Consider the following 15,299-nt stretch of genomic DNA (forward strand, 5'->3'; position numbering starts at 1 on the left):
GTTCCCGACGTGTCGTTGGTGACCAAACGTGGGGTCAGGTGGGCTCAGGCAGGCGGGGCCACCGGAGCGTCGGGACCGGAGTCGTCTGCTGCCGGCGCGGGATCGGTCCCGGCGGGGGTGGCCGGGCCGCGGTCGCCGAGGAGCTCCTCGAGCCGTGCCGGGCGCAGCCGGACGAACTTGCGGGGTTGGGTGCGGGTGCGGTCGAGGATGGCCACCTCGAGGTCGTCGGTCGCGATCACCCGGTCCTCGGCGTCGGTGTGGCCCAGGGCCGCGACGGCGAGCCGGAGGGCGTCGGCGAGGGAGCCGGCATCGGCGTACCGCTCCTGGAGGTAGGCGCCTACGACGTCGGCGGCCCCGCCCATCACCGCGTAGCCGTGCTCGTCGGCCACCTGACCGTCGTAGGTCAGCCGGTAGAGCTGGTCGTCGGCAGCCGTGTCGCCGATCTCGGCGACGAAGAGCTCGACCTCGTAGGGCTTCTCACCGCCGCTGGAGAAGATCGTGCCCAGCGTCTGCGCGTAGGCGTTGGCCAGGCCGCGGCCGGTCACGTCGCGCCGGTCGTAGGAGTAGCCACGCATGTCGGCGAGGCGTACGCCGGCGATGCGCAGGTTCTCGAACTCGTTGTAGCGACCGACCGCGGCGAAGGCGATCCGGTCGTAGATCTCGGAGACCTTGTGCAGCGCCTGCGAGGGGTTCTCGGTCGCGAAGAGCACGCCGTCGGCGTACTGCACCGCGACGACGGAGCGACCCCGGCCGATGCCCTTGCGCGCGAAGTCGGCGCGGTCCTTCATCAGCTGCTCGGGCGAGACGTAGAAGGGCATGCTCATCGCAGGCCACCCCCGTTCAGCGGTGCGGGCGGACCGTCCGGTCGCGCCATCCGGCCGGCGATCACCCGGTCCGCGATCGCGGCCACCTCCTCGTCCGACATCCGGCGGCCACCGTCGGCCGTCATCACCTGGACGACCGGGAAGATCCGGCGGGTGACGTCGGGGCCGCCCGTGGCGGAGTCGTCGTCGGCAGCGTCGTACAGCGCCTCGACCAGCGCCTCCACCGTCTGCTCGGCGGTCAGGTCGTCGCGGTAGAGCTTCTTGAGCGCGCCGCGGGCGAAGAGCGAGCCGGAGCCGACCGAGTGGAACGCGGTCTCCTCGTAGCGCCCGCCCGTCACGTCGTAGCTGAAGATCCGGCCCTGGTCGGCCGCGATGTCGTAGCCGGCGAAGAGGGGTACGACGGAGAGCCCCTGCATCGCCATCGCGAGGTTCGAGCGGATCAGCGCGGCGAGCCGGTTGGCCTTGCCGTCCATGGACAGCGTGCTGCCCTCGATCTTCTCGTAGTGCTCGAGCTCGGTCTGGAAGAGCCGCACCATCTCGACGGCGAGACCTGCGGTGCCGGCGATCCCGACGGCCGAGAACTCGTCGGCGGGGAAGACCTTCTGGATGTCCCGCTGGGCGATGATGTTGCCCATCGTCGCGCGCCGGTCACCGGCCATCACGACGCCGCCGGGGAACGTCGCCGCGACGATCGTCGTGCCGTGCGGCGCGAGGTCGGCGGCGTGGCCCTGCGGTACGGCGCGCCGCCCCGGGAGCAGGTCGGGGGCCTGGCTGGCGAGGAAGTCGGCGAAGGACGAGGTGCCCGGCTGCAGGTACGCCGCCGGGAGTCGCGGGTCGCTCATTCGCCGCCCTTCTGGATGAACGACTTCACGAAGTCCTCGGCGTTGGTCTCGAGCACGTCGTCGATCTCGTCGAGGAGGTCGTCCACGTCGCTGTCGAGGGCCTCCTTGCGCTCCGCGACATCGGTCTCGGGGGCGGTCTCGACCGCCTCCTCGGTCTCGGAGGACTTCCGCGGCTGCTTCTGCTCCTGTGCCATGTCTCGACCCTATCCACTCAGCGGGTGAGAGCGGTGAACAAGGCCTCCGCCGTCTCACTTCGGTCCAGCAGCTCACCGACGTGGGCCTTGCTGCCGCGCAGCGGGTCGATCGTCGGGACGCGCTGCAACGACTCCCGGCCGGGAAGGTCGAAGATCACCGAGTCCCACGACGCGGCGGCGACGTGCTCGGCGTACTTCTCCAGGCAGCGGCCGCGGAAGTACGCGCGGGTGTCCTCCGGCGGGTCGTGCATCGCGTCCTCGACCGCGGCATCGGTGAGCAGCCGCTCGATCCGGCCCCCGGCGACGAGCCGGTGGTAGAGCCCCTTCTCCGGGCGGATGTCGGAGTACTGGAGGTCGATGAGCTGGAGCTTCGCGTCGCTCCAGTCGAGCCCGTCGCGCTGGCGGTACTGCTCGAGCAGGTTCAGCTTCGCCACCCAGTCGAGCTCGCGCGACAGCGACATCGGGTCGTTCTCGAGCCGGTCGAGGACCGACTCCCAGCGAGCCAGCACGTCGACGGTCTGCTCGTCGGCGTCGGCGCCGTACCGGTCCTCGACGTACTTCCGCGCCAGGTCGAGGTACTCGAGCTGGAGCTGGATCCCGGTCAGCTCGCGGCCGTCGGTCAGCCGCACCCGGTGCTGGAGCGACGGGTCGTGCGAGATGGCGCGCAGCCCCGCGACCGGCCCGTCGACCGTCAGGTCGGTCGAGATGAACCGGTCCTCGATCATCGCGAGCACCAGGGACGTCGTCCCCACCTTCAGGTACGTCGAGATCTCCGACAGGTTGGCGTCACCGATGATCACGTGCAGGCGCCGGTACTTCTCCGGGTCGGCGTGCGGCTCGTCGCGGGTGTTGATGATCGGCCGCTTCAACGTCGTCTCGAGGCCGACCTCGACCTCGAAGAAGTCGGCACGCTGGCTCAGCTGGAAGCCGTGCTCCCGGCCGTCCTGGCCGATGCCGACCCGACCCGCGCCGGTCACGACCTGGCGGCTCACGAAGAACGGCGTCAGGTGGCGCACGATGTCGCCGAACGGCGTGGTGCGCCGCATCAGGTAGTTCTCGTGCGCGCCGTACGACGCGCCCTTGTTGTCGGTGTTGTTCTTGTACAGCACGATCGGCGTGCCACCGGGCAGCTGGCCCGCGCGACGGGCGGCGTCGAGCATCACCAGCTCGCCCGCCTTGTCCCACCGCACCGCGTCGAGGGGTGTGGTCACCTCGGGGCTGGAGTACTCCGGGTGCGCGTGGTCGACGTAGAGCCGCGCGCCGTTGGTCAGGATGACGTTGGCGAGTCCCAGGTCCTCGTCGGTGAGCTGGGTCGGGTCCGCGACCTGGCGCGACATGTCGAACCCGCGGGCGTCGCGCAGCGGCGACTCCTCCTCGAAGTCCCAGCGCGCGCGGCGCGCGCGCACCGTCGCCGACGCGTAGGCGTTGACCACCTGCGAGGACGCGACCATCGGGTTGGCCAGGGGCTGGCCCTGCACGGCGATGCCGTACTCGACCTCGTTGCCCATGACGCGTCGCACGCTCATGTGTCGAGCGTACGCGAGCCGTGCAGGCCGTAGCCTCGGGTCGTGGGCTGGTGGACCGATCGTGTCGTTCCGCACCTCGTCGACCGGTCGTTGTCGACGAAGGACGTGATGAGGCTGCGCGCTGCCGCCTGCTCCGGGCTGGAGGGCCGGGTCCTCGAGATCGGGTTCGGCAGCGGTCTCAACGTCAGCCTGTACCCGGCCGGGGTGACCAGCGTCGACGCGGTCGAGCCGTCCGAGGTGGGGTGGGAGCTGTCCGCCGCCCGCCGGGGCACGACGCAGCTCCCGATCGCCCGGGTGGGCCTGGACGGACAGCGCGTCGAGGCCGAGGACGCGACGTACGACGCGGTCCTGTCGACGTTCACGCTGTGCACGATCCCCGACGTGGAGCGCGCGCTGGCGGAGGTACGCCGGGTGCTGCGGCCCGGTGGCCGCCTCCACTTCCTCGAGCACGGGCTCTCCCCCGACGCCGGCGTCGCACGGTGGCAGCGGCGGCTCGACCCGCTGCAGGGCCGGGTCGCCGGCGGGTGCCACCTGAGCCGGGACATCCCGGGGCTGGTCTCGGCGGTGCTGGAGGTCAGGTCCGTCGAGGCGGCGTACCTGCCCGGGCCGGGGATCGCGAAGCCGTGGGGGTACGGGTTCGTCGGGGTGGCGTCGTGACCGGCACCGACGGCTCCGACCGGGCGACCGCGGCCGCGGACGAGCTGGGACTGACGTACGCCGTCACCGAGCACGGGCCGGTGCGGTCCCTGGCCGAGGCCGCGGCGGCCCGCGGTGTCGAGCCGCGTCAGATCGTGAAGACGATGGTGGTGCGCGTCAGCGACGGGGACTTCCGGTTCGTGCTGGTGCCGGGCGACCGGGAGATCGCCTGGCCGAAGCTGCGGTCGCTGCTCGGGGTCAACCGGATCTCGATGCCGAGCGCGGAGACGGCGTACGACGTGACCGGCTACGTCCGCGGCACGATCACCCCGCTGGGCAGCGCCACTCCCCTGCCGGTGGTCGCGGACGCGGCGGTGGCCGGGACCGTCAGCATCGGGGGCGGGGCACCCGGCGTCGCGATCACGGTCGACGCCGACGCGCTGCTGGGCGCGCTCGACGCGACGATCGCCGACGTCACCGAGCCTGCGTAGGCCTCAGTAGCGGGAGTCGTCGTACGAGCGGCGGGTCACCCGCCAGCTCACCGAGGCGGCGAGCAGCCCGATCAGCAGCACCATCATCCACAGCATGAGCAGACCCTGCCCGCGAGCGGGCCGGGTAAACGCCAGGTAAACGCCGGAGGCGGTCACATGCCGTTGCCGCCACCAGCGGTGGTGTCGCGGTTGATCAGCGCCTGCGTGGTCGCCCAGCCACGGTCGGTCTCGGCGGCGGGGTCGGGCCGTCCGGCCCTGCCCTTGGCCCGCCCGCTCGACCACCACGCCAGCCCGAACAGGACCAGCGCGACCGCGCCGACGATCAGCCAGAACATCATGGTGTGCCTCCCCGAGGTCGGTTCCTGCTACAGATACTGACCCGTGTTGGACACCGTGTCGATGGACCGGCCCGGCTCGGTGCCCTGCTTGCCGGTGATGAGCGTGCGGATGAAGACGATCCGCTCGCCCTTCTTGCCGGAGATGCGGGCCCAGTCGTCCGGGTTGGTGGTGTTCGGGAGGTCCTCGTTCTCCTTGAACTCGTCGACGCAGGCCTGGAGGAGGTGGGAGACCCGCAGGCCGCGCTGGTCGTGGTCGAGGAGGTCCTTGATCGCCATCTTCTTGGCGCGGTCGACGATGTTCTGGATCATCGCCCCCGAGTTGAAGTCCTTGAAGTACAGGACCTCCTTGTCGCCGTTGGCGTAGGTGACCTCGAGGAATCGGTTCTCCTCGGTCTCGGTGTACATCCGCTCGACCGTTGCCCGGATCATGCCCGCGACACAGGCGTCCTTGTCGCCGCCGAACTCGGCGAGGTCGTCGGCGTGCAGCGGCAGGGTCGCGGTGAGGTACTTGCTGAAGATGTCGCGCGCCGACTCGGCGTCGGGACGCTCGATCTTGATCTTCACGTCGAGGCGGCCGGGCCGCAGGATCGCGGGGTCGATCATGTCCTCGCGGTTGGAGGCGCCGATGACCAGCACGTTCTCCAGCAGCTCGACGCCGTCGATCTCGCTCAGCAGCTGCGGGACGATGGTGTTCTCGACGTCGGAGGAGACGCCCGAGCCGCGGGTGCGGAAGAGCGAGTCCATCTCGTCGAAGAACACGATGACCGGCGTACCCTCGCTGGCCTTCTCACGGGCGCGCTGGAAGACCAAGCGGATGTGGCGCTCGGTCTCGCCGACGTACTTGTTGAGGAGCTCGGGGCCCTTGATGTTCAGGAAGTAGGACTTGCCCTCCTGGCCGGTCTTGGCGGCGACCTTCTTGGCCAGCGAGTTGGCGACCGCCTTGGCGATCAGCGTCTTGCCGCAGCCGGGAGGGCCGTAGAGCAGCACGCCCTTCGGGGGCTTGAGCTCGTGCTCCTTGAACAGCTCGGGGTGCAGGTAGGGCAGCTCGACCGCGTCGCGGATCTGCTCGATCTGGCCGAACAGGCCGCCGATCGACTCGTAGGCGATGTCGGGGACTTCTTCGAGGACGAGCTCCTCGACCTCCGACTTCGGGACCTTCTCGTAGACGTAGCCGGAACGCGTGTCGAGCAGCAGCGAGTCGCCGGCCCGGATCGTCTGGGTGCGCAGCGGCTCGGCGAGGCGAACGACGCGCTCCTCGTCGGCGTTGGCGATGACCAGGACGCGGTCGCCGTCGGCGAGCAGCTCCTTGAACATGACGACCTCGCCGACCTTCTCGAACTCGAGGGCGGCGACGACGTTGAGGGCCTCGTTGAGCATGACCTCCTGACCACGCTGCAGGCTGTCGAGGTCGACGCTCGGGCTCACGTTGACGCGCAGCTTGCGGCCGCCGGTGAACACGTCGATCGAGTCGTCCTCGTTGCGGCTCAAGAAGGTGCCGAAGCCCGCCGGCGGCTGCGCCAGGCGGTCGACCTCCTCCTTGAGCTTCATGATCTGGTCCCGCGCCTCGCGCAGGGTCTGGGCGAGCCGCTCGTTCTGGGACGTCAACCCGGCCAGCGAGCGCTGCGCGTCCGCGAGCCGCAGCTCGAGACCGCGCGAGCCCGATGGGCTCTCGCTCAGTCGCAGGCGCAGGTCGGAGACCTCGGCCTCGAGGAACCGGACCTGCTCGACGAGCTCCGCGGGGGTGCGACCCCCCGCGCTGGAAACGCCTTCGGATGTCGACATCAGCGCCACCTCCTGTGCCTTCGACCCTACCCGCGGCAACGGCCGTCCGGCGTAGTCATTTCGGGGAGTTGGTCACGATTTGGACGCGACTGGGTGGTGGCGGGAGCCGACGACCTACTCGCCGGGCTCGACCGGTACGCCGGAAGGGCGCGGGCCGTTGTAGTCGACGCCGTACGCACCGGGAGCGGGACGACGCTTCTTCATGGGTGCCTTCTCCCCCGGAGCCATCCGTCGCGCGGTGACCAGGAACGCGGTGTGGCCGATCATCTTGTGGCCAGGACGAACGGCGAGACCCTCGACGTGCCAGTCCCGCACCAGCGACTCCCAGGCCTGCGGCTCGGTGAACCCGCCGTGCACGCGGACGGTCTCCACGAAGCGGGACAGCTGGGTGGTCGTCGCGACGTACGCGCAGACGATGCCGCCAGGCCACAGGGCGTCCGCGGCCGCGTCGAGGCATTCCCACGGCGCGAGCATGTCCAGGATGATCCGGTCCGCGCGCTCGCCGGAGGCCGGGAGCGCCTCGGCCAGGTCGCCGACGGTGAGCTGCCACGCCGGGTGCGTCTCGCCCTCCGGCGCGCCGAAGAACTGCTCGACGTTGCGGCGGGCGACGTCGGCGAACTCCTCGCGGCGCTCGTACGACGACACCCGGCCGAACGGGCCGACCGCGCGGAGCAGCGAGCAGGTCAGGGCGCCGGAACCGACCCCGGCCTCGACCACGTGCGCGCCCGGGAAGATGTCGGCGAACGCGACGATCTGGGCGGCGTCCTTCGGGTAGACGACGGCCGCGCCGCGCGGCATCGAGACCACGAACTCGGAGAGCAGCGGGCGGAAGACGAGGTACTCGCCGCCGGACGTCGACGTGATCGTGAAGCCCTCTTCGCGGCCGATCAGGTCGTCGTGCGACATCCCGCCGCGGTTGGTGTGGAAGGTCTTGCCGGGCTCGAGGCAGATGTTGTGCCGACGACCCTTGCCGTCCAGCAGCCGCACCCACTCGCCGGCACGCAGCGGTCCGCGGTGCACCCCGGACCACGCCTGGGTGGCTACGTCGGGAGCGGAGGCGTCGGGAGTCTCTGGGCTGTCAGGCACCCCGAAACACTAGTGGCCGCCCTGCTGGAAGGCCCTATCGACATCGGCGGTGGTGAGCACCCCGAGGACCGAGCCGTCCTCCTCGACCAGGAGGTACTCGGCGGCCGGGTAGCGGGTGATCGCGGTGACCAGGTCCTCCCCGGCGATCCCGGCGGGCAGCCGCAGGCCCTCGTCGAGCGAGCGGGCGACCGTCGACGTCGGGATCCAGGGCCGGCGCTCCTCCGGCGTCGCGTCGAGAGCCGCCTCGCTGACGATGCCGACCGGCTCGCCGGCGGAAGTGACGGTGATCAGGCTCCCCGCCTGAGCCTCCTGCGCGCGGCGTACCGCCTCGGCGAGCGGCAGGTCCCCGGGGACGGCGAGGGTACGCCGCGCCAGCGTGCGCGCGACCAGGTGCGGCAGGCGGCTGCGGATCCGGGCGGAGGCCATCGCGGCGGTGGCGCCGGACCACAGGAACGCGGCGACGATGACCGCGAGGCCGAAGTCGAGGATGGTCGGCTCCACCCCCGTGAGCCGGGACTGCACCAAGGGATAGCCCACGGCCGCGACCGCGGTGACTCGTCCGCCCCAGCCCGCGACGATCGTGCCGCGGTGCACGTTGCCGGAGACCTTCCAGACGGCCGACTTGAGCACGCGTCCGCCGTCGAGCGGCAGGCCGGGCACCAGGTTGAGCAGCCCGACGAGCAGGTTGGCGCCGGCGAGACCCTCGACGGCGACCAGCAGCAGGCCCTCCGGCGTGACGAACCAGAGGCCCAGCGCGACCAGGCCGACGGCGAGCGAGGTGAGCGGCCCGACGACGGCGATCAGGAACTCCTGGCGTGGCTTGCGGGCCTCGCCCTCGATCGAGGTCATGCCACCGAGGAAGTGCAGCGTGATGTCGCCGACCGGGAAGCCCAGGCGCCGCGCCATCAGGGCGTGGGACGCCTCGTGGAGCAGGACGGAGAGGTAGAGGATGACCGCGAACGCGAAGCCGGCGACGTACTTCCAGGCGCCGATCCCGGGCGAGGATGCCTCGATGCGGGGCGAGACGATGATCGCGATCAGTCCGGCGACGACGAACCAGGACGACGAGACGAGGACGTCGCTGCCCGCGATGGTGCCGATCTTGAAGGTGCCCGACGGCCGGGGACGGGCGGGCGAGTCGGGCACGCTGCGAGGCTAGCCGAGGGTACGTCGGTGGGCTCGCCTAGGGTGACGGCGTGGGTGTGGAGCAGGAGTCGCCGGCGGTGCGGGTGTCGACGCCCGTCGACGGCGTCGACGTCCTCGGCGCCCTGTCGCCGAGCCGGGCAGGTGACTTCATGAGCTGCCCGCTGCTCTACCGGTTCCGCACGATCGACAAGCTGCCGGAGCCCTTCTCGCCCGACGCCGTCCGCGGCACCGTGATCCACAAGGTCCTCGAGGATCTCTTCGACCTGCCCGCCGGAGAACGTACGCCGGAGCGGGCCGACGAGATGTTGGTGCCGGCGTGGGACGCGCTCGTCGAGCAGGAGCCCGACCTGGGCGAGATGCTCGGTGCCGACGACGGACCGGAGATCGCGGCCTGGCTCGCGAACTGCCGCACCGTCCTGGCCCGCTACTTCTCGCTCGAGGACCCGAGCCGGCTCGAACCGGCCGAGCGCGAGCTGTACGTCGAGGCGCTGCTCGACTCCAAGCTGCTGCTGCGCGGGTTCGTCGACCGCATCGACGTCGCACCGGACGGCGCGATCCGGGTGGTCGACTACAAGTCGGGCAATGCGCCGTCGGAGATGTTCGAGGCCAAGGCGCTCTTCCAGATGAAGTTCTACGCGCTGGTGATCTGGCGGACCCGGGGCGTGATCCCGGCGATGCTCCAGCTCGTCTACCTCGGCAACGCCCAGATCCTCCGCTACGTCCCCGACGAGCGGGACCTGCTCGCCACCCAGCGCAAGGTGGAGGCCGTCTGGCAGGCCATCCGCCTGGCCGAGGAGTCCCGCGACTGGCGGCCGAACAAGAGTCGGCTGTGCTCCTGGTGTGCGCACCAGGCGATCTGCCCGGCCTGGGGCGGCACTCCCCCGCCGCTCCCGGAACGTCCCGAGCCGGTCGACCTCGAGGGCCCGGACCTGCCCGACTGAGGCACGCCGCACGTCGTTTGGTCACCAACGACAGGCCGGGATCGCTCCCACGCGACGTTTGGTCACAAACGACAGGCACGGAGCGCCGAGATCAGCGGTGGTACGCCGCCCAGACCTCGCCCAGGTCGAGGCCGGCCAGCGACTCTGCGAAGACCCGGCGCTCACCCGCGAGGACGGGCACGTGGTTCTCGACGACGAGCACCAGGCAGCCGGCGCTCTCGGCGGACTTGGCGCCGGTGTTCGAGTCCTCGACGGCGAGGCAGTCGGCCGGAGCCAGGCCGAGCGCGGCGGCGGCGGTCAGGTAGGGCTCCGGGTGCGGCTTGCCGAACTCGACGACGTCGCCGGTGACGATGACCCGGAAGGTCTCCGGCGGGAGCTGGGCCAGGATCGGCGCGACGAACCGCTGGTAGGACATCGTCACCAGGGCGCACGGCGTACCTACCGCCGACAGCTGCTCGAGCATGTCCCGGGCGCCGGGGCGCCACGGGACGTCCTGCTCCACCCGTGCCACGACCCCGTCGAGGAGCTCCTCGACGATCTGCTCCGCGGACGGCTCGATGCCCATGTGCTCGCGGATGTAGCGCCCGGACTCGAGCAGGTCGTTGCCGACCAGGTTGAGGGCGTGCGCGTGGCTCCAGGTGCCGCCGTGCCGCTCGGCGATCTCGAACTCGGTGTCGATCCAGTACGGCTCGGTGTCGACCAGGGTGCCGTCCATGTCCCACAGCACCGCCCGCGGCGACGAGAGCCCCGAGGCGGGATCAGTCATCGGGGTCGTAGCCCAGGTTCGGGGAGAGCCACTTCTCGGCCTCGGCCAGGCTCCAGCCCTTGCGCTCGGCGTACGCCGCGACCTGGTCGCGCCCGATCCGCCCGACCACGAAGTACTGCGACTGCGGGTGGCTGAAGTACCACCCGGAGACCGACGCGCCGGGCCACATCGCCATCGACTCGGTGAGGGTGATGCCGGTGGCGGCCTCGACGTCGAGCAGCTCCCACAAGGTCGCCTTCTCGGTGTGGTCGGGGCACGCGGGATAGCCGGGAGCCGGTCGGATGCCCGAGTACTTCTCCGCGATCAGGTCCTCGTTCGAGAGCTGCTCGGCCTCGACGTGGCCCCAGAACTCCGTGCGCACCCGCTGGTGCAGCCGCTCGGCGAACGCCTCGGCCAACCGGTCCGCGAGCGACTCGACCAGGATCGCGTTGTAGTCGTCGAGGTCGTCCTTGAACTTCTGCACCAGCTCCGGCAGTCCGATGCCGGCCGTCACCGCGAACGCACCGACGTGGTCGGAGAGACCGCTCGACGCCGGCGCGACGTAGTCGGCCAGCGACCGGTTCGGCACGCCCTCCCGGTGCTCGCCCTGCTGGCGCAGGTGGTGGAGCACGGTCCGCACCTCGGCGCGGTCGTCGGACGTGTAGAGCACGGTGTCGTCGCCGTCGCCGGCCGCCGGGAAGAACCCGTAGACGGCACGCGCGGTCAGCCAGTCCTCCCCGATGATCCGGTCGAGCATCACCTGCGCGTCGTCGTAGAGCTTGCGCGCCGCCTCGCCGCTGGACGGGTTGTTCAGGATGTCGGGGAACTTGCCCTTCATCTCCCACGCGTTGAAGAACGGCTGCCAGTCGATGTACTCCCGCAGCTCGGCGATCGGGTAGCCGTCGAGGACGTGCACGCCCGGCTCCCGCGGGACCGGCGGCACGTACGACGTCCAGTCGACCTCCGTCGCCCGCTGCCGCGCCTCGTCGTACGAGATCAGCTTGCGGTCGCTCTTGGCCGCGTGGCGGGTGCGGAGGGAGTCGTAGTCCTCCTTGACGTCCGCCATCAGCTTGGCCCGGCGCTCGTCGTGCAGCAGCGCGGCCGCGGTCGGCACCGAGCGAGAGGCGTCCTTCACCCAGACGACGGGGCCGTCGTACTTGGGGTCGACCTTGACGGCGGTGTGGGCGCGCGAGGTGGTGGCGCCGCCGATCAGCAGCGGGATCGTCAGGCCCTGGCGCTGCATCTCGGTGGCCAGGTTGACCATCTCGTCGAGCGAGGGCGTGATCAGGCCGGAGAGCCCGATGATGTCGGCGGAGTGCTCCTGGGCGGCGTCGAGGATCTTCTGCGCCGGCACCATGACCCCGAGGTCGATGACCTCGTAGTTGTTGCACTGGAGCACGACGCCCACGATGTTCTTGCCGATGTCGTGGACGTCGCCCTTGACCGTGGCCATCACGATCGTGCCGTTGGTCTCCTTGGCGGTGGCGAGCTCGGGGTTGTCGAGCTTCTCCTGCTCGATGAAGGGGATGAGGTAGGCGACGGCCTTCTTCATCACCCGCGCCGACTTCACCACCTGCGGCAGGAACATCTTGCCGGCGCCGAAGAGATCGCCGACGACGTCCATCCCGGACATCAGCGGGCCCTCGATCACCTCGATCGGACGGCCACCTCGATCCGCGATCTCCTGGCGGAGCTCCTCGGTGTCGGCCTCGACGTGCGCGTCGAGCCCCTTGACCAGCGCGTGCGTGATCCGCTCCCCCACGGGCAGCGAGCGCCACTCCTCCGCGGCCGCCTCGACGACCTCGCCCGCCTTGTTGTGGGCCTCGGCGATCTCGAGCAGGCGCTCGGCGGCGTCGGGGCGCCGATTGAGGACGACGTCCTCGATCCGCTCGCGCAGCTCGGGCTCGACCTCGGAGTACGGGACGAGCGCACCCGCGTTGACGATGCCCATGTCGAGGCCGGCCTCGATCGCGTGGAAGAGGAAGACCGCGTGGATCGCCTCGCGCACCGGGTTGTTGCCCCGGAACGAGAAGCTGACGTTGGAGATGCCGCCGCTGACCTTGGCGCCGGGCAGGTTCTGCTTGATCCAGCGGGTCGCCTCGATGAAGTCGAGGCCGTACGACGCGTGCTCCTCGATGCCGGTGGCGACCGCGAACACGTTCGGGTCGAAGATGATGTCCTCGGGCGGGAAGCCGACCTCGTCGACCAGCAGCCGGTAGGCCCGCTCGCAGATCGCCTTGCGGCGCTCGAGGTTGTCGGCCTGGCCGTCCTCGTCGAAGGCCATCACGACCGCGGCGGCGCCGTACTTGCGCACCAGGCGGGCCTGCTCGAGGAACTTCTCCTCGCCCTCCTTCATGGAGATCGAGTTGACGATCGCCTTGCCCTGGACGTTCTTGAGGCCGGCCTCGATCACCTCGAACTTGGAGGAGTCGATCATGACCGGGACCCGACTGATGTCGGGCTCGCTGGCGATCAGCCGGGTGAAGCGGTCCATGGCCGCGACGCCGTCGATCATGCCCTCGTCCATGTTGACGTCGATGACCTGCGCGCCGTTCTCGACCTGCTGCGCGGCGATCGTGAGCCCGGTGTCGTAGTCGCCGGCCTTGATCAGGTTGCGGAACTTCGCGGAGCCGGTGATGTTCGTGCGCTCGCCGACGTTCACGAAGAGGCTGTCGTCGTTGATCGTGAACGGCTCGAGCCCGGAGAGGTGCATGCCGGGCGTGGACTCGGCCGGCGTACGGCGCTCCTTGCCGTCCACCGCGCGCGCGATCGCGGCGATGTGCGCGGGGGTGGTGCCGCAGCAGCCACCGACGATGTTCACGAAGCCGCTGTCGGCGAACTCCGCGACGATCGCGGACGTCTCCTCCGGCGCCTCGTCGTACTCGCCGAAGGCGTTGGGCAGCCCGGCGTTCGGGTAGCAGGAGACGAACGTGTCGGCGAGCCGCGAGAGCTCGGCGATGTAGGGCCGCATCTCCTTGGCACCGAGCGCGCAGTTGAGGCCGACCGCGAGCGGCTGGACGTGTCGCACGGAGTCCCAGAACGCCTCGGTGACCTGGCCCGACAGGGTCCGGCCGGACGCATCGGTGATGGTGCCGGAGATGATCACCGGCCAGCGGCGCCCGTGCTCCTCGAAGAGCGTCTCGACCGCGAAGATCGCGGCCTTCGCGTTGAGGGTGTCGAAGATCGTCTCGATCATGAGCAGGTCGGCGCCGCCGTCGACCAGGCCGCGGGCGGCCTCGAGGTACGCCGACACCAGGTCGTCGTAGGTGACGTTGCGGGCACCCGGATCGTTGACGTCGGGCGAGATCGAGGCGGTGCGCGTGGTCGGCCCCAGGGCGCCGGCGACGTACCGCGGCCGGTCGTCGGTCGCCACGGCGTCGGCCTCGCGGCGGGCGAGCCGCGCGGACTCGAGGTTGAGCTCGTAGGCGAGCTCCTCGAGGCCGTAGTCGGCGAGCGAGACGGCGTTCGCGTTGAAGGTGTTCGTCTCGATGATCTCGGCGCCGGCTTCGAGGTACTCGCGGTGGATGCCGGCGATGATGTCGGGCTGGGTGAGGGTGAGGAGGTCGTTGTTGCCGATCAGGTCGCTCGGCCAGTCCGCGAACCGCTCGCCGCGGTAGCCCGCCTCGTCGGGGCGGTCGCGCTGGATCGCCGTACCCATCGCTCCGTCGAGCACCATGATCCGGGAGCCGAGCGCGCGCGTGAGCTCTGCGGTGGCATCGGGTCGCAGGTCGGGCGACGGGGACTGCCCAGACGGCACGGGATCTCCTCTCGGACCGCGCGCTGCGGCCCACGGGTCAAGCCTAGGAACCCGGTCCACACCCTGGACCGGATTCCCAGATCGTGACACCGAGCGTCCGGCCCTCGGAAATCCTCACCCCGGACTACGCTGGAGGAGTGATCGAACTCGAGGACGTGTCGGGCCTGGTGAATCCGATCGTCATCGCGGCGTTCGAGGGCTGGAACGACGCTGCCGACGCCGCCTCCTCCACCGTCGACCACCTGATGAAGGTGTGGCACGCCCGCGTCGTCGGGGCGATCGACCCGGAGGACTACTACGACTTCCAGGTCAACCGTCCGACGGTCGGTGTCGACGACAACGGCCACCGTCGGGTCACGTGGCCGAGCACCCAGATCGCGATCGCATCGCCGCCGACGCTCGACCGCGACATCATCCTGGTGCGTGGCATCGAGCCGAACATGCGCTGGCGGCGCTTCTGCGCCGAGCTGCTCGCCGCGTGCGACGACCTGGGCGCCGAGCTGGTGGTCACCCTCGGTGCGCTGCTCGCCGACACCCCGCACACCCGCCCGATCCCGGTCACCGGCACGGCCACCGAGGCCGAGCTGGTCGACCGGCTCAAGCTCGAGGAGTCGACGTACGAGGGCCCGACCGGCATCGTCGGCGTCTTCCAGGACGCCTGCGTGCAGCTGGACATCCCGGCGGTGTCCTACTGGGCGGCGGTCCCCCACTACGTCGCGCAGCCACCCTGCCCCAAGGCGACGCTGGCCCTGCTCGGCCAGCTGGAGGACCTGCTCGAGGCGAGCATCCCGCTCGAGGACCTGCCCGAGGACGCCCGAGCGTGGGAGCGCGGCGTCGACGAGCTGGCCGAGGAGGACGAGGACGTCGCCGACTACGTGCGCTCCCTCGAGGAGACGCGCGACACCACCGAGCTTCCCGAGGCGTCCGGCGAGGCGATCGCCCGCGAGTTCGAGCGCTACCTCAAGCGGCGGCAGGACGACGACTGACGGCC

Annotated in this window: 14 protein-coding genes; 4 read left to right on the forward strand and 10 right to left on the reverse strand. The window is 70.5% G+C overall.

What is annotated here, in order from left to right:
* Positions 1-44 precede the first annotated feature (44 nt).
* From prcA to dop, 4 genes are read right to left on the reverse strand one after another with little or no spacing between them, the layout of a single operon-like run.
* Positions 45-824: a proteasome subunit alpha gene (gene prcA, locus ACFPYL_RS13315; RefSeq protein ID WP_379154772.1), complete on the reverse strand. Its 780-nt coding sequence runs from the start codon at positions 822-824 to the stop codon at positions 45-47.
* Positions 821-1,666, reverse strand: coding sequence for a proteasome subunit beta (prcB, locus tag ACFPYL_RS13320; RefSeq protein ID WP_379154775.1), 846 nt, complete (start codon positions 1,664-1,666; stop codon positions 821-823). Before prcB ends, prcA begins: the two co-directional genes overlap by 4 nt.
* Entirely contained in the window at positions 1,663-1,860 is a 198-nt protein-coding gene (locus ACFPYL_RS13325; RefSeq protein ID WP_056147662.1) for a ubiquitin-like protein Pup, read from the reverse strand. The genes prcB and ACFPYL_RS13325 overlap by 4 nt, the downstream gene beginning before the upstream one ends.
* 17 nt (positions 1,861-1,877) lie before the next feature.
* Positions 1,878-3,386, reverse strand: coding sequence for a depupylase/deamidase Dop (dop, locus tag ACFPYL_RS13330; protein WP_379154779.1), 1,509 nt, complete (start codon positions 3,384-3,386; stop codon positions 1,878-1,880).
* A gap of 108 nt (positions 3,387-3,494) precedes the next feature.
* Here dop and ACFPYL_RS13335 point away from each other — a divergent pair, with 108 nt between their 5' ends.
* Positions 3,495-4,043, forward strand: a complete 549-nt coding sequence (locus ACFPYL_RS13335; protein WP_379154782.1) for a class I SAM-dependent methyltransferase — start codon at positions 3,495-3,497, stop codon at positions 4,041-4,043.
* Positions 4,040-4,513 (forward strand): aminoacyl-tRNA deacylase, encoded by a 474-nt coding sequence (locus tag ACFPYL_RS13340; protein WP_379154785.1) that lies wholly within the window; start codon positions 4,040-4,042, stop codon positions 4,511-4,513. The genes ACFPYL_RS13335 and ACFPYL_RS13340 overlap by 4 nt, the downstream gene beginning before the upstream one ends.
* Positions 4,514-4,665: 152 nt before the next feature.
* Here ACFPYL_RS13340 and ACFPYL_RS13345 read toward each other — a convergent pair whose 3' ends face one another.
* The 4 genes from ACFPYL_RS13345 to ACFPYL_RS13360 all read right to left on the reverse strand — a co-directional run bounded on the left by ACFPYL_RS13345 (position 4,666) and on the right by ACFPYL_RS13360 (position 8,865).
* Entirely contained in the window at positions 4,666-4,851 is a 186-nt protein-coding gene (locus ACFPYL_RS13345) for a hypothetical protein (RefSeq protein ID WP_379154788.1), read from the reverse strand.
* 27 nt (positions 4,852-4,878) lie between these two features.
* The gene (gene arc, locus ACFPYL_RS13350; RefSeq protein WP_379154791.1) at positions 4,879-6,633 is read right to left on the reverse strand and encodes a proteasome ATPase; all 1,755 of its coding nucleotides are present in this window, start codon (positions 6,631-6,633) and stop codon (positions 4,879-4,881) included.
* 114 nt (positions 6,634-6,747) lie between these two features.
* Complete coding sequence (locus ACFPYL_RS13355) at positions 6,748-7,653, reverse strand: tRNA (adenine-N1)-methyltransferase (RefSeq protein WP_379155465.1); 906 nt, start codon at positions 7,651-7,653, stop codon at positions 6,748-6,750.
* Between the two features lie 75 nt (positions 7,654-7,728).
* Positions 7,729-8,865: a site-2 protease family protein gene (locus ACFPYL_RS13360; RefSeq protein WP_379154794.1), complete on the reverse strand. Its 1,137-nt coding sequence runs from the start codon at positions 8,863-8,865 to the stop codon at positions 7,729-7,731.
* Between the two features lie 50 nt (positions 8,866-8,915).
* Here ACFPYL_RS13360 and ACFPYL_RS13365 point away from each other — a divergent pair, with 50 nt between their 5' ends.
* Positions 8,916-9,806 (forward strand): RecB family exonuclease, encoded by an 891-nt coding sequence (locus ACFPYL_RS13365; protein ID WP_379154797.1) that lies wholly within the window; start codon positions 8,916-8,918, stop codon positions 9,804-9,806.
* A gap of 91 nt (positions 9,807-9,897) precedes the next feature.
* Here ACFPYL_RS13365 and ACFPYL_RS13370 read toward each other — a convergent pair whose 3' ends face one another.
* Together ACFPYL_RS13370 and metH are read right to left on the reverse strand one after the other, a co-directional pair.
* Entirely contained in the window at positions 9,898-10,572 is a 675-nt protein-coding gene (locus ACFPYL_RS13370; protein ID WP_379154800.1) for an HAD family hydrolase, read from the reverse strand.
* The gene (metH, locus tag ACFPYL_RS13375; protein ID WP_449289713.1) at positions 10,565-14,308 is read right to left on the reverse strand and encodes a methionine synthase; all 3,744 of its coding nucleotides are present in this window, start codon (positions 14,306-14,308) and stop codon (positions 10,565-10,567) included. Before metH ends, ACFPYL_RS13370 begins: the two co-directional genes overlap by 8 nt.
* 137 nt (positions 14,309-14,445) lie before the next feature.
* On the opposite strand from metH, the gene ACFPYL_RS13380 reads away from it, so the two are divergent.
* Positions 14,446-15,294 carry a PAC2 family protein gene (locus ACFPYL_RS13380; protein WP_379154803.1) on the forward strand — a complete coding sequence of 283 codons (849 nt, stop codon included), beginning with the start codon at positions 14,446-14,448 and terminating at the stop codon, positions 15,292-15,294.
* Positions 15,295-15,299: the final 5 nt, after the last annotated feature.

It is taken from the genome of Nocardioides hankookensis (assembly GCF_042658885.1).
Lineage (GTDB): Bacteria > Actinomycetota > Actinomycetes > Propionibacteriales > Nocardioidaceae > Nocardioides > Nocardioides hankookensis.

Coding starts and splice junctions, on each gene's coding strand:
- arc (WP_379154791.1), bottom strand. CDS start 6,633: ATGTCGACATCCGAAGGCGTTTCCAGCGCGGGGGGTCGCACCCCCGCG.
- prcB (WP_379154775.1), bottom strand. CDS start 1,666: ATGAGCGACCCGCGACTCCCGGCGGCGTACCTGCAGCCGGGCACCTCG.
- ACFPYL_RS13325 (WP_056147662.1), bottom strand. CDS start 1,860: ATGGCACAGGAGCAGAAGCAGCCGCGGAAGTCCTCCGAGACCGAGGAG.
- ACFPYL_RS13335 (WP_379154782.1), top strand. CDS start 3,495: ATGAGGCTGCGCGCTGCCGCCTGCTCCGGGCTGGAGGGCCGGGTCCTC.
- prcA (WP_379154772.1), bottom strand. CDS start 824: ATGAGCATGCCCTTCTACGTCTCGCCCGAGCAGCTGATGAAGGACCGC.
- ACFPYL_RS13370 (WP_379154800.1), bottom strand. CDS start 10,572: ATGACTGATCCCGCCTCGGGGCTCTCGTCGCCGCGGGCGGTGCTGTGG.
- ACFPYL_RS13345 (WP_379154788.1), bottom strand. CDS start 4,851: ATGATGTTCTGGCTGATCGTCGGCGCGGTCGCGCTGGTCCTGTTCGGG.
- dop (WP_379154779.1), bottom strand. CDS start 3,386: ATGAGCGTGCGACGCGTCATGGGCAACGAGGTCGAGTACGGCATCGCC.